This window comes from Mangrovibrevibacter kandeliae (assembly GCF_024519155.1).
GTDB classification, from domain to species: Bacteria; Pseudomonadota; Alphaproteobacteria; order Rhizobiales; family Rhizobiaceae; genus Mangrovibrevibacter; species Mangrovibrevibacter kandeliae.
Map to the genome: position 1 here is coordinate 561,665 of NZ_JANIFJ010000001.1, position 23,092 is coordinate 584,756.

Consider the following 23,092-nt stretch of genomic DNA (forward strand, 5'->3'; position numbering starts at 1 on the left):
GTGCGCTTCGGCATCCGCTATAGGAGCCCCATGCTGTTCTGGGTCGTCGCCGCGAGTTTGACCGCGATCGTCACGCTGGCGGCGGTGTGGCCCGTGCTGCGGCCCCGCACCGGCGCCTCACCGGTGCGCGCCGAACACGATCTCGAAGTCTATCGCGCCCAGCTCGGCGAACTGGATGGTGACGTTGCGCGTGGCGCCCTTCGATCGGAGGACGCGCAGACGGCGCGTGCGGAGATCGGCCGCCGGCTCCTGCGGGCGGCCGAGCAGGCAGAGGGCGCGCGTGCACGCCCCGGCGCACGGCGCGGTGGGCTGATCGCCGTCGCAGTGGTCGTCGCTGTGGCGGTGCCGGCTCTGTCGCTGGCGGTCTACGGCACGCTCGGCTCTCCGGCGATGCCGGACCTGCCGCTCGAGGCGCGCGCAGGCAGCGATCCCTCCGCCGGCGGCATGACCGCCTTGATCGCGCAGGCCGAAGAGCGTCTGAAACAGGCGCCCGACGACGGGCGCGGCTGGGACGTGCTGGCGCCGATCTATCTGCGGCTCAGCCGCTACGAGGACGCCGCCAAGGCTTACCGCAACGCCATCCGCCTGCTTGGCAGCTCCGCCGCGCGCGAAGCAGGGCTCGGGCAGGCCGCGACCGAGATCGCCGGCGGCGAGGTGACGCAGGAGGCCAAGTCCGCCTTTGAACGGGCCCTTGCGCTCGATCCGACGCTCCTGCAGGCCCGCTTCTTCCTGGCCCTCGACCTCTCGCAGGAGGCGCGCTACGCCGAAGCTTTGCCGGCCTGGCGGCAGGTCGTCGCCGACAGCCCGCCCAACGCGCCGTGGATGGCGATGGCCAAGGCCGCCGTCGCAGACGCAGCGCAGCGCACGGGCGCGCCGGCTCTCGCCGAGGCCGCGCCGGATCCCCGCCCCGGTGCGATCGAGCCGCCGACCTCGCCCGGCCCTGATGCGGACCAGGTCGCGGCGGCCTCGCAGCTGTCGTCCGGCGACCGGCAGGCGATGATCGAGGGCATGGTGGCGCAGCTCGCCGAGCGGCTGAAGAGCGACCCGAAGGATGCCGAAGGCTGGAAGAAGTTGATCCGCTCCTACAACGTGCTCGGCCAGCCGGACGCCGCCAACGCTGCGCTCCGCGACGCGCAGGCGACGTTTCCGCCGGAGTCGCCGGAAGGCACCGACATCGCCACATTTGCCCGCGATCTTGGCGTGACGGGCGCCGGGGAGACACGCACACCATGACGCGCAAGCAGAAGCGCCTGTCGCTGATTGCCGGCGGGCTTGCGGTGATCGGCACCGCCGTCGGCCTCGTGCTGTGGGGGCTGTCGAGCGGCATGGCCTATTTCAAGTCGCCGACCGAGCTTCTCGCCGAAATGCCGGGCAGCGCCCAGCGGATCCGATTGGGCGGGCTGGTCGAAACGAATTCGGTGCAGCGGGACGGCACGGACACGGTGCATTTCCGCGTGACGGACACTGTCGACAGCGTCCCCGTCACCTATACCGGGCTGCTGCCCGACCTGTTCCGGGAAGGCCAGGGGGTGATCGCCGAGGGCACGCTCGGTTCCGACCGCGTCTTCGTCGCCGACAGCGTGCTCGCCAAGCACGACGAGACCTATATGCCGAAGGAAGTGGTCGACGATCTGAAGAAGCGCGGCCTCTGGGAGGACGGCAAGATCAAGGCCCAGGCCGAGCCTGCGGCCGCAGGAGCCGGCACGTGATCGTCGAGACCGGCCACTACGCGCTCGTCCTTGCGCTGGCGGTGGCGCTGGTGCAGTCGGTGCTGCCGCTCGCCGGCGCCCGGCTCGGCGACGGCCGGCTGATGCAGACCGGCACCAACACGGCAATCCTCGGCTTCCTCCTGCTGGCGCTGTCCTTCGCCTGCCTGGTGACGGCGCACGTCCAGTCGGACTTCTCGGTGCTCAACGTCTTCGAGAACTCCAACTCCGCCAAGCCGATGCTCTACAAGGTGACCGGCGTGTGGGGAAACCACGAGGGCTCGATGCTCCTGTGGGTGCTGATCCTCGGGCTGTTCGGCGCGCTCGTCGCCGGCTTCGGCCGCGACCTGCCCGCGAGCCTGAAGGCCAACGTCCTGTCGGTGCAGGCCTGGATCACCACCGCCTTCCTCCTGTTCATCCTGGCGACGTCCAACCCGTTCCAGCGCCTGTCTCCGGCCCCCTTCGAGGGCCAGGACCTCAACCCGGTGCTGCAGGATGTCGGCCTCGCGATCCACCCGCCGCTCCTCTATCTCGGCTATGTCGGCTTCTCGATCGCCTTCTCCTTCGCCGTCGCCGCGCTGATCGACGGGCGCATCGACGCGGCCTGGGCGCGCTGGGTCCGGCCCTGGACGCTGGTCGCCTGGATCTTCCTCACCCTCGGCATCGCGATGGGCTCGTACTGGGCCTATTACGAGCTGGGCTGGGGCGGCTGGTGGTTCTGGGATCCGGTCGAGAACGCCTCCTTCATGCCCTGGCTGTCCGGGACCGCGCTGCTCCACTCGGCACTGGTGATGGAGAAGCGCTCGGCGCTGAAGATCTGGACGGTGCTGCTCGCCATCCTGACCTTCTCGCTGTCGCTGCTCGGCACATTCCTCGTCCGCTCGGGCGTCCTCACCTCGGTGCACGCCTTCGCCACCGACCCGACCCGCGGCGTCTTCATCCTCGCGATCCTCGCGATCTTCGTCGGCGGCTCGCTGGCGCTCTTTGCATTCCGCGCCGCGGCGCTCGAGGCGGGCGGCCTGTTCGCGCCGATCTCGCGCGAGGGCGCGCTGGTCCTCAACAACCTGTTCCTGACGACGGCGGCCGCGACGGTGCTGGTCGGCACGCTCTACCCGTTGGTGCTCGACGTCCTCGCCGGCACCAAGATCTCGGTCGGCGCCCCGTTCTTCAACATGACCTTCGGGCCGCTGATGCTGCCGCTCCTGGCCGTCGTGCCGTTCGGCCCGCTGCTTGCCTGGAAGCGCGGCGACCTGATGGCCGCGGCGCAGCGGCTCTGGGCGGCCGCAGGACTTGCGCTGGTGGTGGTGATCGCCGTGCTCGCCTATACGCGGGGCGGCAAGATCCTCGCAGCCCTCGGCATCGGCCTTGCCGCCTGGCTGATCCTCGGCAGCCTGACCGACCTCGCCGGCCGTGCGGGCTTCGGACGGGTGGCGCGCGGCGTCGCGCTCCGCCGCCTCGCCGGCCTGCCGCGCTCGGCGTTCGGAACCGCACTTGCCCATCTCGGTCTCGGCATCACACTCCTCGGCATCGTCTCGGTCGTTACCTTCCAGACCGAACTCATCACCACGATGACACCGGGCCAGGTGGTCGAGGCGGGTGGCTATGCGATCCGCTACGAGGGGACCGAGAAACGCCAGGGGCCGAACTATTCGGAGGACGCGGCGCGCTTCACGCTGATGCGCGGCACCGACCGCGTCGACACGATGGAGAGCGCGCGGCGGCTCTACACGGCCCGGCAGCAGCCGACGACCGAGGCCGGCATCCGAACGGAACTGTTCTCGCAGCTCTACATCGCGCTCGGCGACGCCGGGGCGAATGGCGGCGCGACCGTGGTGCGGGTCTGGTGGAAGCCGCTGGTGACGCTCGTCTGGCTGGGCGCCGTGGTGATGGCGCTCGGCGGCATCGCTTCGCTGTCCGACCGGCGGCTGCGCGTCGGCGCGCCGGCGAGGAGCCGTCGGCGCGCACTCCTGCAGCCGGAGCCGGCCGAATGAGGCTGTGGCTCTTGCGGCATCTCGCAGGACTTTGTCTCGCCGTCGCCGCGCTCGCCGTGGTCCTGTCCGCCGCGCCCGCCCATGCGGTGCAGCCGGACGAGATGCTCGCCGATCCGGCGCTGGAGGCGCGTGCCCGGGACATCTCCGCCGGCCTGCGCTGCCTGGTCTGCCAGAACGAGTCGATCGACGCCTCCGAGGCCGATCTCGCGCGAGACCTCCGCCTGCTCGTGCGGAAGCGGCTCGTCGCCGGCGACAGCGACCAGGAGGTGGTCGACTACATGGTCGCGCGCTACGGCGAGTTCGTGCTTCTGCGACCCCGCTTCGACTGGCAGACGCTGGCGCTGTGGGGCACGCCGGTGGTGGTGCTGTGTGCTGGCGCGGGCTTCGCGTTCCTGTCCTGGCGCGGCCGACGCCGGCAGGCCGGTCCAAGCAGCCTCAGCCCGGAGGAGGCGGCGCGGGTCGAAGCCCTCCTGCGCAGTGGCGACTAGGAAACGCCGAGCGCGGCTGCCCTTACGAAAGTTTCATCCCGCCGCAAAGGTCCCGTAAGCCGCGACCCCCTATCTCCTGTCTCGACGGCGGCGATGCCCCATGTGCGCCGCACCAAGCTTTCGTCGAACAGAGAGGAAGACCATGCCCGACTTCGGCTCCAAGTCCCCCAAGCGCAACCGCATCATTGCAGGCGCCCTCGCGGCCGGCGTCGCCGGCCTCGCCTTCACCGGCGGCGTGATGACCAACACCTCGTCGGTCTTCGCCGAGCCCGTGTCCGTACAGACGCCCGTCCAGAACACCGGCTTTGCCGACGTCGTGCAGAAGGTCTCGCCGGCCGTCGTCTCGGTGCGGGTGAAGGAGACGGTCACCCCGACCGCCGACGACGGCGACGATGGCGACATGGGCTCGCCCTTCGACGACCTGCCGAAGGATCATCCGCTCCGCCGCTTCTTCCAGTTCGGCAACCCCAACATGCCGCGCGGCGCCACCCCGCATCGCCAGGCGCCGCGCCAGGCGATGGCGCAGGGATCGGGCTTCTTCATCTCCGATGACGGCTATCTGGTCACCAACAATCACGTGGTCGAGAACGGCTCGGACTTCACCGTCGTGCTCGACGACGGCACCGAACTGCCGGCCAAGCTGATCGGCACCGACAAGCGCACCGATCTCGCCGTCCTCAAGGTCGATCCCAAGGGCCGCAAGTTCACCTATGTCGAGTTCGGCGACGACAACGCGGCGCGCGTCGGCGACTGGGTGGTCGCGGTCGGCAATCCGTTCGGCCTTGGCGGCTCGGTGACCGCCGGCATCATCTCGGCCCGCGGCCGCGACATCGGCGCCGGACCCTATGACGACTTCCTGCAGATCGACGCGGCGGTCAATCGCGGCAACTCGGGTGGCCCGGCCTTCAACCAGCAGGGCCAGGTGATTGGCGTCAACACGGCGATCTTCTCGCCCTCCGGCGGCAATGTCGGCATCGCCTTTGCCATCCCGGCCTCGACCGCCAAGTCGGTGGTTCAGTCGCTGCGCGAGCACGGCAACGTCCAGCGCGGCTGGCTCGGCGTACAGATCGCGCCGGTCACCGAGGACATCTCGGAGGCGGTCGGCCTGAAGGGCACGGACGGCGCCATCGTCACGCTGCCGCAGACGGACACCCCGGCCGCGAAAGCCGGCATCCAGACCGGCGACGTCATCACTGCGGTGAACGGCGAGACGGTGTCGGGTCCGCGCGAGCTTGCCCGCAAGGTGGCGGACTATCGTCCGGGCACGAAGATCGACGTGACGGTGTGGCGCGACAATGCCGCCAAGACCATCTCGGTCGAGCTTGGTGATCTCTCGACGCTGGACGAGTCGGCTTCGGCCGAGAACAACTCCGGCGGCGTTCCGGCCGATCCGTCCTCGCTCTCCGGCTACGGCCTGACGCTGACGCCGTCCGAGAACGGCCAGGGTGTCGTCGTCACCGACGTCGATCCGTCCTCGACCGCTGCCGACAAAGGCGTGGAGGCCGGCGACGTGATCGTCTCGGTCAACGGCAAGGCGGTCGCCTCGCAGGGTGACGTCGAGAAGGCCCTGCGCGATGCCGGGACTTCCGGTCGCAAGGCGGCTCTCTTCCAGCTGCGCAACAACGACCAGAACCGGTTCGTGGCGCTGCCCGTCCAGAAGGGCTGAGCTTCATCCGCTCGAAGTGGGGCGCGCGGCGGGGTTCTGCCCTGCCGCCGCCTGTAGTTTCCGTGTCGCGCAGCGTACTCGCCGCAAGGAGAGATGACCGTGTCCGCTCTTTCCGCTACATCCAAGCCCATGCGCATTCTGATCGTCGAGGATGACCGTGAGGCTGCCGCCTATCTCCTGAAGGCTCTGAGGGAAGCCGGCCACGTCGCCGATCTCGCGGCCGACGGGGAGGAGGGTTTTCATCTCGCCGACAGCCGCGACTACGACGTCCTCGTGGTCGATCGCATGCTGCCGCAGCGCGACGGTCTGTCCCTGATCTCGGCGTTGCGCGACAAGGGCAGCCGCGTGCCGGTGCTGATCCTCTCGGCGCTCGGCCAGGTCGACGACCGCGTCACCGGTCTGCGCGCCGGGGGCGACGACTACCTGCCGAAGCCCTATGCCTTCGCCGAGCTCCTCGCCCGCGTCGAAGTGCTCGGCCGCCGGGGCGGTGGCAGCGATGTGGAGACCGCCTACAAGGTCGGCGATCTCGAACTCGACCGCCTGTCGCACGAGGTCAAGCGCGCCGGGAAGGCGATCACCCTGCAGCCGCGCGAATTCAGGCTCCTCGAATACATGATGCAGCACGCCGGTCAGGTGGTGACCCGCACGATGCTGCTCGAAAACGTCTGGGACTACCATTTCGACCCGCAGACCAACGTCATCGACGTCCACATCTCGCGCCTGCGCTCCAAGATCGAGCGCGACTTCGGCCCGCCGCTGCTGCACACCGTGCGCGGCGCCGGCTATATCCTGCGCCCGGGCGAATAGCCGATGCAGCGTCTGAGGGCGCTGATGCGCATGACGGCCGTCCGGCTGTCGGCGCTCTATCTCGGCCTCTTTGCCGTCTTCGCGGTGATCCTCGTCTTCTATGTCACCGGGACGGCGACCAGTCTTCTCGAACAGCAGACCCGCGACACCATCGACGAGGAGATCGACCAGCTGTCGCGCGTCTATCGCAGCGGCGGCATCGTCGGCCTCGTGCGGACGATCGACCGCCGGGCCCGCCAGCCGGGCGCCTCGCTCTACCTGATGACCGACCCGAGCGGGCGCATCCTCGCCGGCAACGTCGAGAGCCTGCAGCCCGGCACGCTCGACGATACCGGCTTCACCGACGAGGCCTTCGCCTATCGCCGCTTCACCGGCAGCGAGCGCGACGGGCGCCTGCACCTGGCTGTCGCCGAGGTGATGAGCCTGCCGAACGGGATGCGCATCCTCGTCGGACGCGACCAGACCGAGGTCGAGAGCTTCCGCTTCCTCGTCCGGCGGGCGCTGATCCTGGCGCTCGGACTGATGGGCATCATCGGGCTGCTCGTCTGGTTCGTGGTCGGGCGCCGGGCCCTGCAGCGGCTCGACCGAATGTCCTTCGCCAGCGCCCGGATTCTCGCCGGCGACCTGCACGAGCGGCTGCCGGTGACCGGTGCCGGCGACGAGTTCGATCGTCTGTCGGACAACCTCAACACGCTGCTCGGGCGGATCGCGCTCCTGCAGGAGGGCCTGCGGCAGGTGTCCGACAACATCGCGCACGATCTCAAGACGCCGCTGACGCGGTTGCGCAACAGGGCCGAAAACGCGCTTCACGATGCCGAGCCGGCCGATGCGTCCCGGCCGGCGCTGGAAGGGATGATCGGCGAGGCGGATCAGATGATCCGCACGTTCGATGCGCTGTTGATGATCGCGCGGGTGGAGGCGGGTTTTCATCCTGCGGCGAAGGAGCCGGCCGACATCTCGGCCATCGTCGCCGACGTCGCCGAGTTGTACGAGCCGCTCGCCGAAGAAGCCGGTGCGGCGTTGCGGGTCGAGCCGTCGCCGCCGGTCCAGCTGAAGATCAGCCGCGAACTGATCGCGCAGGCCTTGTCGAACCTCCTTGAGAACGCACTGAAATACGCGACCGCCGACGGACGCCAGGCGACGGTGCGGGTCGGCGTCGAGGCGAGCGCGGAGCGCTGCGTGCTCTGGGTCGCCGACGACGGTCCCGGCATCCCCGCCGAAAAGCGCGGCCGGGTGCTGGAGCGCTTCTATCGGCTCGATGAAAGCCGCTCGAAGCCCGGTTCCGGCCTCGGTCTGTCGCTGGTGCAGGCGGTCGCGCAGCTGCACGGCGGGCGGTTGCGGCTTGAGGATGCCGCGCCGGGGCTTAAGGTCTGTCTCGACCTGCCGCGGGACGACGAGAGCGATGGCGAATGACGGCGAACTGCACCTGAGGATCGGCGGAGCGGCCGATCTGCGGCCGGTCGACGTGGCAGCCGCCGACGACGCTCTGCGCGATCTCGAGCACGCGGCGAACGGGGCCGGCCTCCCGCGGCTGGCCCGGCTGCTGCAGCGAGACGGGCACGGAGACCGGGCGCGCCTCGGTGCGGCGATGCAGCTCTCTCCCTATCTGCGCAGCACGATCCTGCGGTTTCCGCAGTGGCTCGACCAGCTCATCGACATCGGCGCCGACGAGCGCATCCGGGCGATCGTGGCAGGCCTCGAGGGGCAGCCGGAACCGGGCGAGAGCGACGGCACGATGATGCGCCGGCTGCGCCGGGACAAGCTCGAGGCGGCACTTCTCATCGCGCTGCGCGATCTGTTCGGCGCGGCGCACTGCCGTGAGACGACCCGCGACCTGTCCGATCTCGCTGAAGCGGCGACGGGCGCTGCGCTCCGCTTCTGCCTCGTCGAGGCGCACCAGCGCGGCCGCATCCGCCTGCCGGATCCCGCACAGCCGGAAGCCGGCTGCGGCCTGTTCGTCCTCGCGATGGGCAAGCTCGGCGGCGGCGAGCTGAACTATTCGAGCGACATCGACCTGATCTGCCTGTTCGATCCCGATGCGCCCGCCGTCATCGACCGGCTCGAGAGCGTCGAGACATTCTCGCGCATCGTGCGGCGGGTCGTCCGGATGCTGAACGAGCGCACCGGCGACGGCTATGTCTTCCGCACCGACCTGCGGCTGAGGCCCGATCCGAGCGCGATGCCGCTCGCGGTGCCGGTGCCGGCCGCCTTGCACTACTACGAGAGCGCCGGTCGCGGCTGGGAGCGGGCCGCGATGATCAAGGCGCGCGCGATCGCCGGCGACAGGCCCGCGGGCGAAGAGTTTCTCGGCGAGATCGTGCCCTTCGTCTGGCGGCGCCACCTCGATTTCACGGCCATTGAGGAGATCCGCGCGATGAAGCAGCGGATCGACAGCCATCGCGGCTTCGACGCGATCGGCATCGCCGGGCACGATCTGAAGCTCGGTCGTGGCGGCATCCGGGAGATCGAGTTCTTTGCCCAGACCCAGCAGCTGATCGCCGGCGGACGGGCGCCGCAGCTGCGCGTCCTGCGCACCGAGGAGGCGCTGCGGCTGCTCGCGGACGGCGGATGGGTGGAGCCGGCGACCGCAACCCGTCTGACCGATGCCTACTGGGCGCTCCGCCGGGCCGAGCATGCGGTGCAGATGCTGGCGGACGAGCAGAGCCACACGCTGCCGGCCCGCGAGGACGATCTGCTGCGGATCGCCCGGCTGCTCGGCCTGCCGACCATCGAGGCCCTGGCGGACCAGCTTCTCGGCCACATGCGGTTCGTCGACTCCTGCTTCGGCGGAATGTTCTCCGACTCGCGACACGGCGAGCGGGGCGGCGAACTCGGCGAGCGCTTCGGCGGCGACGACGATCCAGACGCGCTGGATCGGCTCGCCGGCCTCGGCTTCCAGCGCCCGGCCGACATTCTGCGCATCGTCGAGACCTGGCGCGCGGGTCGCTACCGCGCGACGCGCTCGGAAGCCGCACGACGGCACTTGTCGCGGGTGCTGGGGCCGCTGCTCGCGGCCCTTGCGGCCGGGCGGGATCCGGACGCGGCGGTGGCGGCCTTCGACGAGTTCCTGAAGGGCCTGCCCGCCGGACTGCAGCTGTTCTCGCTGCTCGCCTCGCATCCGCCGCTGCTGGATCTCCTTGCCCTCGTCATCACGGCGGCGCCCCGCCTCTCGCAGACCATCGCCGCCCGCCCGCATGTCTTCGACGCGCTGATCGACCCCGCCTTCTTCCGCGAGGTGCCGAGCCCGGCGGTTCTCGGTGCGCGGCTGGAGGCGTTCGTCGCCGTCTCGACCGGCTACGAGGACACGCTCGCGCGGCTGCGCATCTTCGCGTCCGAGCAGCGCTTCCTGATCGGCGCGCGGCTTCTCGGCGGCAGCATCGAGGGCGAGACTGCGGCGCCCGCCTACACCACGCTCGCCGAACTCGTCGTCGACACGGCGCTGCAGGCCGCCGAGGCCGAGTTCGCCGAGCGGCACGGCCACGTGGCGGGCGGCCGCATCGCGCTCCTCGCCATGGGCAAGCTCGGCAGCCGCGAGATGACGGCCGGCTCCGACCTCGACCTGATCCTGCTCTACGACCACGACCCGGACGCCGAGCAGTCCGACGGCGAGAAGCCGCTGCCGCCGAGCGTCTACTACACCCGGCTGACGCAGCGGCTGATCGCGGCGCTGACGGCGCGCATGGGCGAGGGGGTGCTCTACGAGGTCGATTTCCGCCTGCGCCCGTCCGGCAACAAGGGGCCGCTCGCGACCCACATCGACGCCTTCAGCCGCTACCAGGCCAACGAGGCTTGGACCTGGGAGCGCATGGCGCTGACCCGCTCGCGCTGCATTGCCGGCGATCCGGATCTGAGGGCGGAGGCGGAGGCTGCGATCCGCGACCTTCTGGCCGCGCGGCGCGATCCGCAGACGCTCCGGCGTGACGTCGCGGCCATGCGACAGCGCATCGACCGCGACAAGCCGCCGTCGGGCCCGCTCGACCTCAAGCTGCGGGCCGGCGGGGTGATCGATCTGGAGTTTCTTGCGCAGTGGGCGGTGCTGGCCGGCGTCGTGCCCCTCGATGCCGTCGGCCGCGCCACGGCGGAGGTGCTCGCTGCGGCGCAGGGAACGGCGGAATTTGCGCGGCTCGTGCCGTCGGCGGATCTCGCTGCGGCGGCGCGGACCTACACCCGGCTGGTCCAGCTGGTGCGGCTCGGGCCGGAACAGGCGCGGCACGTTGCGGATCTTCCGCCGCGTCTGGCGGAACGGGTCGCCACCGCTCTGGATCTGCCCTCTGCAGACGGGCTCGAAGCGACGCTCGATGCTGTCGCCGGGCGAGTGCGGGCAGCCTTCGCTGCACTGCTCCCGCTGGGTGCCGAGAGCGCCGACGGGGATCCGCGACGGCCGGCGGAGCGGTGAGCGGCGGCGGCGCTTCGGAGCGGTCCTGCGGAGTCTCAGGCCGCTTCGTGGATCCGGTTCGGCTCGCTCTTGGGCCGGGCGAGCGGCATGCGCAGCGACACGATGGTGCCCTTGTCGACCTCTGAGGCGATGCGGATCGCGCCGCCATGCAGTTCCACCAGCGAGCGGGCGATGGCAAGGCCGAGCCCGGTGCCCTTGTTTGTACGGGTCAGTTCGTTCTCGACCTGCTCGAACGGCCGCCCGAGCGTCTTCAGCGACGCCTTCGGGATGCCGATGCCGGTGTCGGCGACGGTGAACACCGCAGCGCTCCCGACGGTCTTCGCCCGGATCACCACGCTGCCGCCGGCATCGGTGAACTTCACCGCGTTGGCGAGGAGGTTGAGCAGGATCTGCTTGGTGGCGCGACGGTCGGCGACGGCGCGAAGCGTCGGCGCACAGTCGCAGCGCAGCGTCAGATCCTTCTGCTCGGCCGCGATCTCGACGATCTTCAGCGCTTCGCCCAGGATCTCGCCGAGATCCAGGTCTTCCGGCGACAGGATCAGTCGGCCGGCCTCGATCTTCGACATGTCGAGAATGTCGTTGATCAGCTTCAGGAGGTAGTGGCCGCTCTGATGGATGTCGTCGGCATATTCGGTGTACTTGTCGCAGCCGAGCGGGCCGAAGCTTGCCTCGCGCATGATCTCCGAGAAGCCGATGATGGCGTTCAGCGGCGTGCGCAGTTCGTGCGACATGTTGGCGAGGAAGGTCGTCTTGGCCCGGTTGGCGCTTTCGGCCCGTTCCTTCTCGAGGATGTAGCTGTCGTTCATCTGCGACAGCTGGAAGGCCTTGGCTTCGGCGTCCCGGCGCGAGATCGACAGGTCGCTGATGGTGGCCGTGAGGCGTCGCTCCGAATCGCTCAGCCGCTCCTGGTGGACCTTGAGCTGGGTGATGTCGGTGCCGATCGAGACGAGGCCGCCATCGATCGTGCGCCGCTCGGAGATCTGCAGCCAGCGGCCGTCCGGCAGCAGCGCCTCGCTGACCCGCTGGCCCTCGACGAAGCTCGGATTGGTGAGCGTGCGCATCTCGATCGGCTTGCGCGCCGTCGCCATCAGCTCGTCGTAGGGAGTGCCGGGGCGCACGTTCTCCGGGGCCAGCCCGAAGACCTCCTGATACTTCGAGTTGCACAGGACGAGCTGGTTGCGGCTGTCCAGGAGAACGAAGGTTTCGGAGATGTTCTCGACCGCGTGCTGCAGACGATCGTTGGCTTCGTCGGTGCTGCGGGCGAGCGCCTGCTGCTCGCTGACGTCGACGGCGATGCCGATGAGGTGGAGCTCGTTCTCGGCGCTGCGCATCACCTCGGCACGGGCGCGCAGCCAGACGAAGCTGCCGTCGGCGCGCATCATGCGGAAGCTGCGGTCGAGGAACTTGATCTTGCCCGCGGCCACCGCGCGCGCCACGTCGTAGAGGCTGCCATCGTCCGGATGCAGCAGCGGGGCGACGTCGCCGAAGGACAGCACGCCCTCGCGCGGCGTCATTCCCAGCATTTCGTACATCGAGCGCGACCAGTACATGCGGCCGCGCGCAAGATCCCAGTCCCACAGGCCGCAATGGCCACGCGACAGGGCCGTGTCGACCCGCTGGTGCGCTTCCAGGTAGATCGCGTCCGCTTCCCGGGCCCGCGCCGACTGCCGGAAGTAGGCGAACAGGATCACCAGCATCAGCAGGCTGGTTCCGGCAAACAGGCTGACGTTCAGCGACACCGACTGGCGCCAGGGCGCCAGCAGTTGCGCCTGCGGCTGGATGAAGACGATCGTGCCGAGCGGGGCCGCCAGCGTCGCGCCGGCGACGAGCGCCGGGTCGCCGTCGAGCGTCGTCTCGAGCACGCCGGCGCGTTCGCCGAACACCAGCAACGGCTGGGCACCCGACAGGACGTCGTTGATGTTCTTGCCGATGAAGATCTCGTAGCCGGGGAGCGAGGCGATCACCCGGCCGCTTTCGTCGACGACCAGGGCAAAGCGGCCGTTGGTGGCCAGTTCCGGCGGCACGCCGCTGGTCAGCAGGGCGTTCACGGCATCGGCGACGGGCATGGTGCCCCGGTCGACTGCGGCGCTCTCGGCCTTGAGGAGGGCGGAGGCGACCTTCAGGGTTGCCGTGGCCGCTGTTTCGAGGCGTTGCCGGTAGTCCAGCAGCGCGGCGCCGCGGGCACAGGCAAGGAAGATGAGGAACAGGGCGATGAGGACGGGGATGGTGCGGCGGATGGCTGGCTCCGCTTCCAGGAGACGTTGATACGCAGGTTGGGCGATGAGGCGGGCATTGCCCACAACCTCAGCGCGTGCCTTCAGCAGGTCCTCGAACCGAGACAAACGTCTCCCTGCTGCGGGCACGCTCGAAGCGTCCACGCTCATATGTTTCAGTTCCTCTGGAATCCGCCGCCGCAGTGATTCGAAACGCCGCACATCCGAATCATCCGCAATCAATCAGACGCGAATCAGCTTGTCCAGAGCTTGAAATCGCACGGACTCATCTAGCGATGACAAACAAGCTAGGTGCGCGAGCGGTCCACAATATCGCGAAGATCGACTGAAATTCCATTGGATTCAGAGAGTGTCTTGAGGATGTTCTTGGCTTGTTCTCGGCGGGCGGGCTCCAGGCTCTGCCAGGAGCGGAAACTGGTGGCGAGACGGGCGGCGAGCTGCGGGTTCAACTTGTCGATGGCAAGGAGGCGATCGGCCACCCAGCGGTAGCCTTCGCCGTCCGCCCGGTTGAAGGCGACCGGGTTGCCCGCCGCGAAGCTGCCGACGAGCGAGCGGGCACGGTTGGGATTGCGCAGCGTGAAGTCCGCATGGCCTGCGAGCGCCGCCACCCGGTCGAGCGTCCCGGCGTGCGGTGACACCGCCTGGATGGCGAACCACTTGTCGATGACGAGCGGATCGTGCCGGTGACGCGTGTAGAAGGCGGCAAGTGCCGCTTCCGTCTCGGGCTGGCCTGGAAACTGCTGGCACAGGACGGCGAGCGCGGCGAAGCGATCGGTCATGTTGTCGGCCGTCTCGAGCTGCCGCGCCGCCACGTCCGGGCGGCCTTCGGCTGCGGAGAGATAGCCGAGGGCGACGTTGCGCAGCGCGCGGCGGCCGGCGCTCGCCGCGTCGGGAGAAAAAGCACCCGCATGGGAAAGACGCTCGCGCAGGTCGGAGAAGAGGCGTGCGTCGTGTGTTCCGATTTCGCCGAGGAGGGCGGTGCGGGCCGCATGCACGGCATCGGGATCGACGTCGCGCTCGATCAGCCGCGCGATCTCCGTCTCGCTGGGAAGTGCGATTGCCTCGGCCCGCAGTGCCGGATCCAGGGCTTCGTCCGCCGCGGTCGCCGCGATGATCGAGGCGACGTCGGGACCGAAGGCCGCCGGCCGCCCGGCCTGCATAGCGCGTGCGCCGTCGCGCAGGGTCTCTCCAAGGAGGTCGGAGAGCGCCCGCCAGCGATTGAACGGAGCCGGGTCGAGCCTTGCCAGCGCCAGCCGATCCTCGCGCCGCTCGTCCATCCGCAGCGTCACCGGCGCCGAGAAGTCGCGCAGGATCGAAAGGTAGGGCCGCGCGCTGAGGCCCTCGAAGACGAGCGTCGCCTCGCGCTCGCGCAGATGGATGACGTCGTCGACGACCTCCGCCGTTCCGGTCGGCCGAGCCTCCAGGTCTCCGCCATTGTGTCCGACGAGGCCGAAGCGCACGGGCAGGTACATCGGCTCGGTCCCGGTGCGGGCGGCGCCGGGCTGGAGGCTCTGGCGCAAGGTCAGGGTCAGCCGACCGCGCGCCGGGTCGAAGTCGTCCTCCACCGTGAGCGTCGGGGTGCCGGCCTGGTGGTACCAGAGCGCGAACTGGGCAAGGTCCTTGCCGGTGGCGTCCTCGAAGCAGCGCAGGAAGTCCTCGATCGTCGCCGCGTCGCCGTCGTGCCGCTCGAAATACAGGTCCATCCCGGCGCGGAAGCCGTCGCGGCCGAGGATGGTCTCCAGCATCCGCACGACTTCGGCGCCCTTGTCGTAGACCGTCGAGGTGTAGAAGTTGTTGATCTCGCGATACTGCTCCGGCCGCACCGGATGCTGCAGCGGACCCTGGTCCTCCGGAAACTGGTGCGCCTTCAGGTTGCGCGTGGTGGTGATCCGCTTCACCGCGCGGGACCGCTCGTCGGCCGAGAATTCCTGGTCGCGGTAGACGGTGAGGCCTTCCTTGAGGCAGAGCTGGAACCAGTCACGACAGGTGATCCGGTTGCCCGTCCAGTTGTGGAAGTATTCGTGGGCGATCACCGTTTCGACGCCGGCATAGTCGCCGTCGGTCGCCGCGTCGGGATCGAGCAGAACGTACTTGTGGTTGAAGATGTTGAGGCCCTTGTTCTCCATCGCCCCCATGTTGAAGTCGGAGATCGCCACCACGGAGAACACGTCGAGGTCGTATTCGCGGCCGAAGCGCGTCTCGTCCCAGCGCATCGAGCGCTTCAGCGCGTCCATCGCATAGGCCGCGCGCCCGGCCTGGCCCTTCTCGGTGTAGATGGCGAGCGCGACGTCGCGCCCGCTCAGGGTGCGGAAGCTGTCGGAGAGGACGTCGAGGTCGCCGGCGACGAGGGCGAAGAGGTAGGATGGCTTCGGGAACGGATCGTCCCAGACCGCGAAGTGGCGGCCGTCGGGCAGATCGCCGGCCTCTGCAGGATTGCCGTTCGACAGGAGCACCGGCGCCTGCGACCGGTCGGCCTCGAGCCGCACCCGGTAGGTGGAGAGGACGTCCGGCCGATCGAGGAAATAGGTGATGCGGCGAAAGCCCTCGGCCTCGCACTGCGTGCACCAGATGCCGCTGGAGCGATAGAGGCCCATCAGCTTGGTGTTGTCCTCCGGCGCAAGGCGCGTTCCGATCGCAAGCCGGAAGCGGCCGCTCGCGGGCAGTCCCTCCACGCGGAGCCGGTCCGGCGTCGCATGGTAGCGGTCGGTCGACAGGGGGCTGCCGTCGAGCGCCAGCGAGGCGAGCTCGAGCTCGTCGCCTTCGAGTTCGAGGAGCGCCGCGGTGCCGCGGCCGGGCCGACGCTCCATCTCGAGCACGCTGTCGATCTCCACGCGGCCATCGAACAGCTGCACCGTCATGTCGACGTGGTGGATGAGGAAGTCGGCCGGCTGGTAGTCCTCCAGTCGGATCGGCTGGCCCTGGTCCGTGCGCATTGCTGTTTTCCCTGTCCGCAGTCGCTCGATCGAGCTTTCGCAATAGACCTCGCGCCTGCCTTTGCCAAATAAGCGGGTGGCGGCGGCTTGGAGGCGCCGCCGGCGCATCGCGCGTGCGCAAGGGCCGGATGCGTCGGGGTCAGCCCCGGGCAAGCCGTGCGGCGGATGAGACCTAAGCTTGACTTAAGGGCGGGGACATGAAGAAGCATCAGGCGGTCGGTCGGTCCGTGGCGCGACCGACCCTCGGGATCGCCTTCAAGGTCGTGTCGGTTCTCGTCTTCGTCGGGATGCAGACCTCCATCAAGCTCGCAGGCGAGGACATTCCGGCCGGCGAAATCGTCTTCTTCCGATCCTTCTTCGCGCTGATCCCCGTCTTCGCCTATCTCGTCTGGCTCGGCGACCTGAAAGGGGCGCTGAAGACCGATGACTTCATCGGTCATCTCTTCCGCGGCCTCATCGGCGTCACCTCGATGGGGCTCGGCTTCTTCGCGCTGACCCGGCTGCCCTATCCGGAGTTCATCGCGATCAGCTATGCCTCGCCGCTGCTTTCGGTCATCCTCGCAGCGCTCCTGCTGAAGGAGATCGTCCGGCTCTACCGCTGGAGCGCGGTCGTCGTCGGCCTGCTCGGCATCCTGGTCGTCACCGTGCCCGATCTCAGCATCGGCCTCGGCGATCTCGGGACGGCGGAGTCGGCCGGCCTGCTGGCCGCGCTGGCCGGTGCGGCCGTCTCGGCCGTCGCCATGGTGCAGGTGCGCAAGCTGGTGCACACCGAGACGACGGCGACCATCGTCGCCTATTTCTCGCTGACCTCGACGGGGATCGCGCTTCTGACGATCGCCTTCGGCTGGGTGATGCCGTCGCCGCAGCAATGTCTCTTCCTGGTGCTGTCGGGCCTGTGCGGCGGTGTCGGCCAGCTGCTTCTGACGTCCGCCTACCGCTATGCGGACACCTCGACGGTGGCGCCGCTCGAATACACTTCGCTGATCTTCGCGATCGGCATCGGCTTCTTCCTGTTCGACGAGACGGTGCAGATCACCACGCTGCTCGGCGGCGCCATCGTCATCGGCGCCGGCGTCTTCATCATCTTCCGCGAGGGCCGCCTCGGCATTTCCCGGTCGAAGGCCAAGCAGGTCACGCCGCCGCAGAGCTGAGCGCCGCGGCGGCGGCTGTGGCGCCGGTGCTACTCCGCCGCCACCTGCTCGGCACGCGGGTCGAGCGCGAGCGTCGTCGGGGTCTGCGGCCGGGTGACCGGAATAACCGGCACGTCCGACTTCTCCTCCACCGGCGGCGCGCTGCGGCGGAAGGTGCGGTAGAAGGCATAGAGCGCGAAGGCCGCGTTGCCCGCGCCGACGGCGAGGAAGATGCCGCTCGGGCCGTAGCCGTCCATCAGGCTCGCGGCGACCATCGGGCCGCCCATCGTGCCGAAGCCATAGAGGATCAGGAGGCCGCTCGAGATCTTCAGGAAATCCTGGTCGGCGGCATAGTCGTTGGCGTGCGCCACCGCGAGCGAGTAGGCGGGATAGAGGACGGCGCCCAGTACGAAGGCCGCGCCGAAGAGCGGCAGTGGCGTGTTCAGGCCCGACACCAGCGTCAGGATCGAGACGGCAAAGCCGATCGTGCCGGCGAGCGCCATCACGTACCGCCGGTCGAAGCGGTCGGACAAGCGGCCGAGCGGGAACTGGCAGACGATGCCGCCGGCCATGGTGGCGACGAGCAGCGTCGCGATCTCGGCCGTCGAGAAGCCGAGCTTGTTGCCGAAGACCGGCGACATCGAGTTCCAGGCGCCGGCGTTGATGCCGGCGAGGAAGACGCCGACCGCCGCCGCCGGCGAATTGCGATAGATCAGCGGCAGGTCCATCGTCGCCGTGGTCAGGTCCTTCGGCGCCGGCGCCTTCGACAGCGCCGTCGGCAGCACGGCGAAGGCGAACAGGATGGCGCAGATCATGAAGGGATTGGTCAGCTCCGGCCGGCTGAGCGGCATGATGTACTGCCCGCCCATCATGCCCACCATCGTCACGACCATGTAGAGCGAGAAGACGGTGCCGCGGGTCTCGTTGGTCACGCGCTCGTTCAGCCAGCTCTCGACGATCATGTAGCAGCCGGCGAGCGCGAAGCCGGACAGGCCGCGGATGAAGATCCAGGCGATCGGATGGACGTTCAGCGCGTGGAGGAGGACGGCGATTGCCAGAAGCGCGGCGAGGCTCGTGAAGGTGCGCACATGTCCGGCGCGGCGCACCAGCGGCGGCACGAAGATGCAGCCGAGCGTGAAGGCGACGGCGTAGCCCGTGCCGATGAGGCCGATCTCGTAGGGCGACCAGCCCTCGATCGAGCCGCGCACCGGCAGAAGGATGCCTTCCAGCCCGGCGCCCGCCATCAGGAACAGCGTCGAGGTCAGGAGCGAGAAGATCGGAAGAATGGGCACGGACATGATGAAGAAGCCTTGGAAGCGTCGGCGACCGCATCCCGAAGCGAATCGCCGAAGGCCGGGATGTACGCGAGCTGTCACCGTTCGGCTGGCGTCATAGAGACGGGTTGTGTCGTGTTTCCGACAGGAATTCGGTTGCGGCGTGTCGAAGCTTACGCAGAGCCTGCGGCGAGTGCGTCGAGCTTCTCCTTGAGGCTGAGGAGATCGCGCCAGGCATGCCGCTTCTGCGCCGGCTGGCGCAGGAGATAGGCCGGATGCAGCATGGCCATGGCCGGGATCGTCTCGCCCGGACCGAGGCCGAAGCTGTAGCTCGTCCAGCGGCCCCGCAGGCGCAGAATGCCCTCCTGCGTCTGCAGCACCATCTTGGCGGACGGCGAGCCGAGGCAGATCAGCACCTTGGGCCGCACGAGCTGGATGTGGCGCGTCAGGAACGGGCGGCAGATCTCGGTTTCGGCCGGGGTCGGTGCGCGGTTGCCGGGCGGCCGCCAGGGCACGGTGTTGGTGACACGCACCCTGTCGCGCTCGAGTCCGATCGCTTCCAGCATCCGGTTGAGGAACTGCCCGGAGCGGCCGACGAAGGGGTGGCCGGCGAGGTCCTCCTCGCGGCCCGGCGCCTCGCCGATCAGCATCAGGTCGGCCTGGGGGTCGCCATCGCCGAAGACGAGGCTGGAGGCGGTGAGCCTGAGATTGCAGCTCGTGAACCCCGCGAGCGTCTCGCGCAGCTCATCGAGCGTCGCAGCCGATGCGGCGCGCTCGCGCGCGTCTGCGATGGCGATCTCGTCCGGCACGGCAACGGCCGTCGCGGGAAAGGCGCCACCCGCCTCGGCCTCGCCCTGTGGCAGCGCCCGCTCCGCAGGCTGCGCCGGGCTGCCCGCAGGCACCGCCACCGCCGCCCGGCCTTCCGGAGTGGGTGGATGGGCGGGTCGTTCGGCTCGCTCCGCGGCCTCTGCTGCGGTCTCGGCGAACCGGTCGCGCGGCGCCTCGGACACCAGGGCATCGATGCCGGCGTCGCGGAACCAAGCGATGAGGGCCGCAGCGGCCTGAGGGGAGAGCGGGGACGTCTCGGCGTGCATCGGGACTTGGTGTAGCGCCTTTGTCGCTCCGAGGCGATCCTCCATCAGTGGCCGACGCTGCGTGACAGGAGGTTGATGACGAGGACGCCGGCGAGGATCAACCCGATCCCGACGAGTCCGGCCGCGTCGATCGGCTGGCGGAACCACAGACGGTCGATCGTCGCCAGAATGACGATCCCGGCGCCGGACCAGATGGCATAGACAAGGCCGACCGGCATCGTGCGCAGCGGCTGCGCCAGGAAGTAGAAGGCGAGGGCATAGGCCACCACCGTCAGCAGCGACGGCGTCAGCCGGGTGAAGCCGGCAGACGACTTCAGCGCCGTGGTGCCGACGATCTCGCAGAGGATGGCGACGAGGAGGATGATGGCATTCACGGCGGGCTCCCAGGGCGTCGAGGGGCTCTATCGCGGGTCGACGGCCAGACGGTCAAGCCGCCGCCGCCGGCCCGTGGTTGCTCCGCCGGCAGATCCGTCTAGAACCCTTGGCAGGGCCGCGGCCGTCATGCCGCCGCGCCGCGGTTCCCACACGCTGACCCTCCTATCGAACCCCAGCGAGGAATGATGAGCCAGACGACGAACCTCCCCGAACGCGAAGCGATGGAGTTCGACGTCGTCATCGTCGGCGCGGGGCCGGCTGGACTGGCGGCGGCGATCCGGTTGAAGCAGCTCGACCCGGAGCTGTCGGTGGTGGTGCTGGAGAAGGCGGCCGAAGTGGGCGCCCATGTCCTGTCGGGCTGCGTGCTCGATCCGTCGGCGCTCGACTGGCTGCTGCCGGAGTGGCGGACCGAGGAGACGCCGATCCAGACGCCGGTCACCGACGACCGCTTCTACCTCTATGGCGCCGGGGGGTCGGTTCGCCTGCCCAACGCGCTGATGCCGAAGCTGATGGGCAATCACGGCAACTTCGTCGTCTCGCTCGGCCTCGTCTGCAAGTGGCTTGCCGAGAAGGCGGAAGCGCTCGGCGTCGAGATCTATCCGGGGTTTGCGGCAAGCGAGCTTCTCACCGATGCGAGCGGCACCTTGCTCGGCGTCGCCACCGGCGACATGGGCGTCCAGCGCGACGGCACGCCCGGTCCGATGTACCAGCGAGGCATGGCGCTCCTCGGCAAGTACGTGCTGATCGGGGAGGGCGTGCGCGGATCGCTCGCCAAGCGGCTGATCGCTGGGCATGGCCTTGACGCAGGGCGAGAGCCGCCGAAGTTCGGCATCGGGATCAAGGAGTTGTGGGAGATCGATCCGGCCAGGCACCAGCCGGGACGGGTGCAGCACTCCTTCGGCTGGCCGCTGGATCTCGCCACCGGTGGCGGCTCCTTCCTGTATCATCTTGAGAACAATCAGGTTTACGTCGGGTTCGTGGTTCACTTGAACTACCGGAACCCGTATCTCTCGCCGTTCGAGGAGTTCCAGCGTTTCAAGACCCATCCGGACGTCGCGCCGCTGCTCGCCGGCGGCAAACGCATCGCCTACGGGGCCCGCGCCATCACCGAGGGCGGCTGGCAGTCGGTGCCGAAGCTCGCCTTCCCCGGCGGCGCGCTGATCGGCTGTTCGGCCGGATTCGTCAACGTGCCGCGCATCAAGGGCGTCCACAACGCCATGGAATCGGGCATGCAGGCGGCCGAGGCGGCGGCGGCGGCGATCGCCGCGGGGCGGTCGCACGACACACTCGAAGCCTATGAAGCGGGCTGGCGCAGCTCCTCCATCGGCCGCGACCTCTATCCCGTGCGAAACGTGAAGCCGCTCTGGTCGCGGTGGGGCACCGGTCTCGGCGTCCTCCTCGGCGGGATCGACATGTGGACCAACAGCCTGTTCGGCGTGTCGCTGTTCGGCACGCTCGGCCACGGCAAGCCCGATCACGCGGCGACCGAGCCGGCGGCACGGCACCAGCCCATTCCCTACGACAAACCCGACGGCGTTCTCACCTTCGACCGCCTGTCCTCGGTGTTCCTGTCCAACACCAACCACGAGGAGGACCAGCCGGTCCATCTCGTGGTCAAGGACATGGCGCTGCAGAAGCGGTCGGAACACGACGTCTATGCGGGGCCGTCGCAGCGCTACTGCCCGGCGGCGGTCTACGAATGGGTGGAAGAGGCGGGGGCCGAGCCGCGCTTCGTGATCAACGCGCAGAACTGCGTCCACTGCAAGACCTGCGACATCAAGGACCCGAACCAGAACATCGAGTGGGTGCCGCCGCAGGGCGGTGAGGGACCGGTCTACCAGGTGATGTGAGGCCGTCGATCGGCGGCTGCGATCCTCGGTCGATCCAGCGAAGACGGCCGAGGTCCGGCCGTCCCGCTTCGTCGTCGCTCAGCGCGTCTCGATGATCCCGTAGAGGATGTTGCGGTTCGCCCCGAACTCGACGCGGCTGTCGACCTGGTTGCGGTCGACGCTGCGGTTGACGATGCCCCACATCTCCGCTTCGGAGCGCAGGATCAGCGGCCAGTTCATGAAGGTTTCCATGAAGCCGTCGTCCCGGATGTCGTCGAAGAAGTTGGCGAACAGGAACGTGCCGCCGGGCTTCAGGAGCGACAGGCACTTGCGTGTCAGGCGGACGGCGACCGCCTCCGGGAGGTAGTCGTAGAGGCCGGCCGCGTAGACGAAGTCGAACGTGCCGAGCGGATAGGCGTCGGTGAGAAGCCCCTTCACCGAGCCGTTCATCGGGTCGATGACCGTGCCGGCATGGTCCCGCGTCATGGTGCCGACGCTGTGCGGATCCTGGTCGAGCGCCACCCACCGCTCGATCCGGCCTTTGGCGAGCGCCTGCGACAGTTCTGCCTCGCGCAGGTGGCCGGCGGCGATCGTCAGCACCTCGATCGGCGTCTCGCGGCTCGACGCGATGGAGTCCACGTGGCGGGCGAGCAGCTCGCGGCGCTCCCTGACGGCCGCCGCTGCAGGCGCGCTGCTGGTGTAGTCATAAAGGGTCCGACCGTTGGCCGAGGTCTCGGCGATCGCCGGGGCCGCCGTCTCGTGGCCGTAGATGAAGTCGAGCAGCCCCGCATCGCCGGAGTAGCCGCGCGGCTTCTCGAAGGACCACCGGGTGAACGGATCCTCGTGGATGAAGGTCGCGACCGGGTGGGCCTGCGCCAGCGGCACGAGATCGCGCCAGACGTCCGCCGGCAGCGTCCGGCGAAGGCGGTTGAGCTGGAGGAAGATGTCGTGCAGGACGCCAGCCGGCGCTGCGCCGTTTTCGAAGCGCTGCTGCGCGCGCTGCAGCACCAGCATGAGCTCCGCTTCGCCCTCGCCGATGGCGGCGCCGGCCGGCCGCTGCTTCGCGGTCTCGGTCTGTGCTGCGATCTGCTCCGGCGTGATCAGACTCTCACCGTCGAATGCAAACTGTGTATTCACGTCGAACCCCCGAGCGCCCCACTCCGCAGAAG

Annotated in this window: 16 protein-coding genes; 10 read left to right on the top strand and 6 right to left on the bottom strand. The window is 69.1% G+C overall.

What is annotated here, in order from left to right:
- Window positions 1–30 precede the first annotated feature (30 nt).
- From ccmI to NPA30_RS02750, 8 genes are all read left to right on the top strand, one after another.
- Window positions 31–1,233, top strand: a complete 1,203-nt coding sequence (ccmI, locus tag NPA30_RS02715; protein ID WP_256800794.1) for a c-type cytochrome biogenesis protein CcmI — start codon at window positions 31–33, stop codon at window positions 1,231–1,233.
- Window positions 1,230–1,709 (top strand): cytochrome c maturation protein CcmE, encoded by a 480-nt coding sequence (gene ccmE, locus NPA30_RS02720; protein WP_256800795.1) that lies wholly within the window; start codon window positions 1,230–1,232, stop codon window positions 1,707–1,709. The genes ccmI and ccmE overlap by 4 nt, the downstream gene beginning before the upstream one ends.
- Window positions 1,706–3,697, top strand: coding sequence for a heme lyase CcmF/NrfE family subunit (locus NPA30_RS02725; protein ID WP_256800796.1), 1,992 nt, complete (start codon window positions 1,706–1,708; stop codon window positions 3,695–3,697). Before ccmE ends, NPA30_RS02725 begins: the two co-directional genes overlap by 4 nt.
- Window positions 3,694–4,185, top strand: a complete 492-nt coding sequence (locus tag NPA30_RS02730; protein WP_256800797.1) for a cytochrome c-type biogenesis protein — start codon at window positions 3,694–3,696, stop codon at window positions 4,183–4,185. Before NPA30_RS02725 ends, NPA30_RS02730 begins: the two co-directional genes overlap by 4 nt.
- A gap of 142 nt (window positions 4,186–4,327) precedes the next feature.
- Entirely contained in the window at window positions 4,328–5,851 is a 1,524-nt protein-coding gene (locus NPA30_RS02735) for a Do family serine endopeptidase (RefSeq protein ID WP_256800798.1), read from the top strand.
- A gap of 129 nt (window positions 5,852–5,980) precedes the next feature.
- Window positions 5,981–6,658, top strand: a complete 678-nt coding sequence (locus NPA30_RS02740; protein ID WP_256801545.1) for a response regulator transcription factor — start codon at window positions 5,981–5,983, stop codon at window positions 6,656–6,658.
- 3 nt (window positions 6,659–6,661) lie between these two features.
- Window positions 6,662–8,071, top strand: a complete 1,410-nt coding sequence (locus NPA30_RS02745) for a sensor histidine kinase (protein ID WP_256800799.1) — start codon at window positions 6,662–6,664, stop codon at window positions 8,069–8,071.
- Complete coding sequence (locus NPA30_RS02750; protein WP_256800800.1) at window positions 8,061–11,054, top strand: bifunctional [glutamine synthetase] adenylyltransferase/[glutamine synthetase]-adenylyl-L-tyrosine phosphorylase; 2,994 nt, start codon at window positions 8,061–8,063, stop codon at window positions 11,052–11,054. The genes NPA30_RS02745 and NPA30_RS02750 overlap by 11 nt, the downstream gene beginning before the upstream one ends.
- Window positions 11,055–11,089: 35 nt before the next feature.
- Here NPA30_RS02750 and NPA30_RS02755 read toward each other — a convergent pair whose 3' ends face one another.
- Window positions 11,090–13,438, bottom strand: a complete 2,349-nt coding sequence (locus NPA30_RS02755) for a PAS domain-containing sensor histidine kinase (protein ID WP_256800801.1) — start codon at window positions 13,436–13,438, stop codon at window positions 11,090–11,092.
- Window positions 13,439–13,575: 137 nt separating this feature from the next.
- Window positions 13,576–16,221 (bottom strand): aminopeptidase N, encoded by a 2,646-nt coding sequence (gene pepN / locus NPA30_RS02760; protein WP_256800802.1) that lies wholly within the window; start codon window positions 16,219–16,221, stop codon window positions 13,576–13,578.
- 197 nt (window positions 16,222–16,418) lie between these two features.
- Between pepN and NPA30_RS02765 the strand changes: the two genes are divergently transcribed.
- Complete coding sequence (locus NPA30_RS02765; protein WP_256800803.1) at window positions 16,419–17,372, top strand: DMT family transporter; 954 nt, start codon at window positions 16,419–16,421, stop codon at window positions 17,370–17,372.
- 29 nt (window positions 17,373–17,401) lie between these two features.
- On the opposite strand, the gene NPA30_RS02770 is transcribed toward NPA30_RS02765, so the two are convergent.
- The 3 genes from NPA30_RS02770 to NPA30_RS02780 form a co-directional block, all read right to left on the bottom strand.
- Window positions 17,402–18,649, bottom strand: a complete 1,248-nt coding sequence (locus NPA30_RS02770) for an MFS transporter (RefSeq protein WP_256800804.1) — start codon at window positions 18,647–18,649, stop codon at window positions 17,402–17,404.
- Between the two features lie 149 nt (window positions 18,650–18,798).
- Window positions 18,799–19,719 (bottom strand): uracil-DNA glycosylase, encoded by a 921-nt coding sequence (locus NPA30_RS02775; RefSeq protein ID WP_256800805.1) that lies wholly within the window; start codon window positions 19,717–19,719, stop codon window positions 18,799–18,801.
- A 44-nt stretch (window positions 19,720–19,763) separates the two neighbouring features.
- Complete coding sequence (locus NPA30_RS02780) at window positions 19,764–20,093, bottom strand: DMT family transporter (protein ID WP_256800806.1); 330 nt, start codon at window positions 20,091–20,093, stop codon at window positions 19,764–19,766.
- Window positions 20,094–20,279: 186 nt separating this feature from the next.
- Here NPA30_RS02780 and NPA30_RS02785 point away from each other — a divergent pair, with 186 nt between their 5' ends.
- Window positions 20,280–21,944 (top strand): electron transfer flavoprotein-ubiquinone oxidoreductase, encoded by a 1,665-nt coding sequence (locus NPA30_RS02785; protein WP_256800807.1) that lies wholly within the window; start codon window positions 20,280–20,282, stop codon window positions 21,942–21,944.
- Window positions 21,945–22,022: 78 nt separating this feature from the next.
- Here NPA30_RS02785 and NPA30_RS02790 read toward each other — a convergent pair whose 3' ends face one another.
- Entirely contained in the window at window positions 22,023–23,060 is a 1,038-nt protein-coding gene (locus tag NPA30_RS02790) for a class I SAM-dependent methyltransferase (protein ID WP_256800808.1), read from the bottom strand.
- Window positions 23,061–23,092: the final 32 nt, after the last annotated feature.

Excerpts from the sequence above, each read along its gene's own strand:
- NPA30_RS02755 (WP_256800801.1), bottom strand. The coding sequence starts at position 13,438 with ATGAGCGTGGACGCTTCGAGCGTGCCCGCAGCAGGGAGACGTTTGTCT.
- NPA30_RS02745 (WP_256800799.1), top strand. The coding sequence starts at position 6,662 with ATGCAGCGTCTGAGGGCGCTGATGCGCATGACGGCCGTCCGGCTGTCG.
- pepN (WP_256800802.1), bottom strand. The coding sequence starts at position 16,221 with ATGCGCACGGACCAGGGCCAGCCGATCCGACTGGAGGACTACCAGCCG.
- NPA30_RS02765 (WP_256800803.1), top strand. The coding sequence starts at position 16,419 with ATGAAGAAGCATCAGGCGGTCGGTCGGTCCGTGGCGCGACCGACCCTC.
- NPA30_RS02785 (WP_256800807.1), top strand. The coding sequence starts at position 20,280 with ATGAGCCAGACGACGAACCTCCCCGAACGCGAAGCGATGGAGTTCGAC.
- NPA30_RS02740 (WP_256801545.1), top strand. The coding sequence starts at position 5,981 with ATGCGCATTCTGATCGTCGAGGATGACCGTGAGGCTGCCGCCTATCTC.
- NPA30_RS02775 (WP_256800805.1), bottom strand. The coding sequence starts at position 19,719 with ATGCACGCCGAGACGTCCCCGCTCTCCCCTCAGGCCGCTGCGGCCCTC.
- NPA30_RS02750 (WP_256800800.1), top strand. The coding sequence starts at position 8,061 with ATGGCGAATGACGGCGAACTGCACCTGAGGATCGGCGGAGCGGCCGAT.
- NPA30_RS02770 (WP_256800804.1), bottom strand. The coding sequence starts at position 18,649 with ATGTCCGTGCCCATTCTTCCGATCTTCTCGCTCCTGACCTCGACGCTG.
- ccmE (WP_256800795.1), top strand. The coding sequence starts at position 1,230 with ATGACGCGCAAGCAGAAGCGCCTGTCGCTGATTGCCGGCGGGCTTGCG.
- ccmI (WP_256800794.1), top strand. The coding sequence starts at position 31 with ATGCTGTTCTGGGTCGTCGCCGCGAGTTTGACCGCGATCGTCACGCTG.
- NPA30_RS02735 (WP_256800798.1), top strand. The coding sequence starts at position 4,328 with ATGCCCGACTTCGGCTCCAAGTCCCCCAAGCGCAACCGCATCATTGCA.
- NPA30_RS02730 (WP_256800797.1), top strand. The coding sequence starts at position 3,694 with ATGAGGCTGTGGCTCTTGCGGCATCTCGCAGGACTTTGTCTCGCCGTC.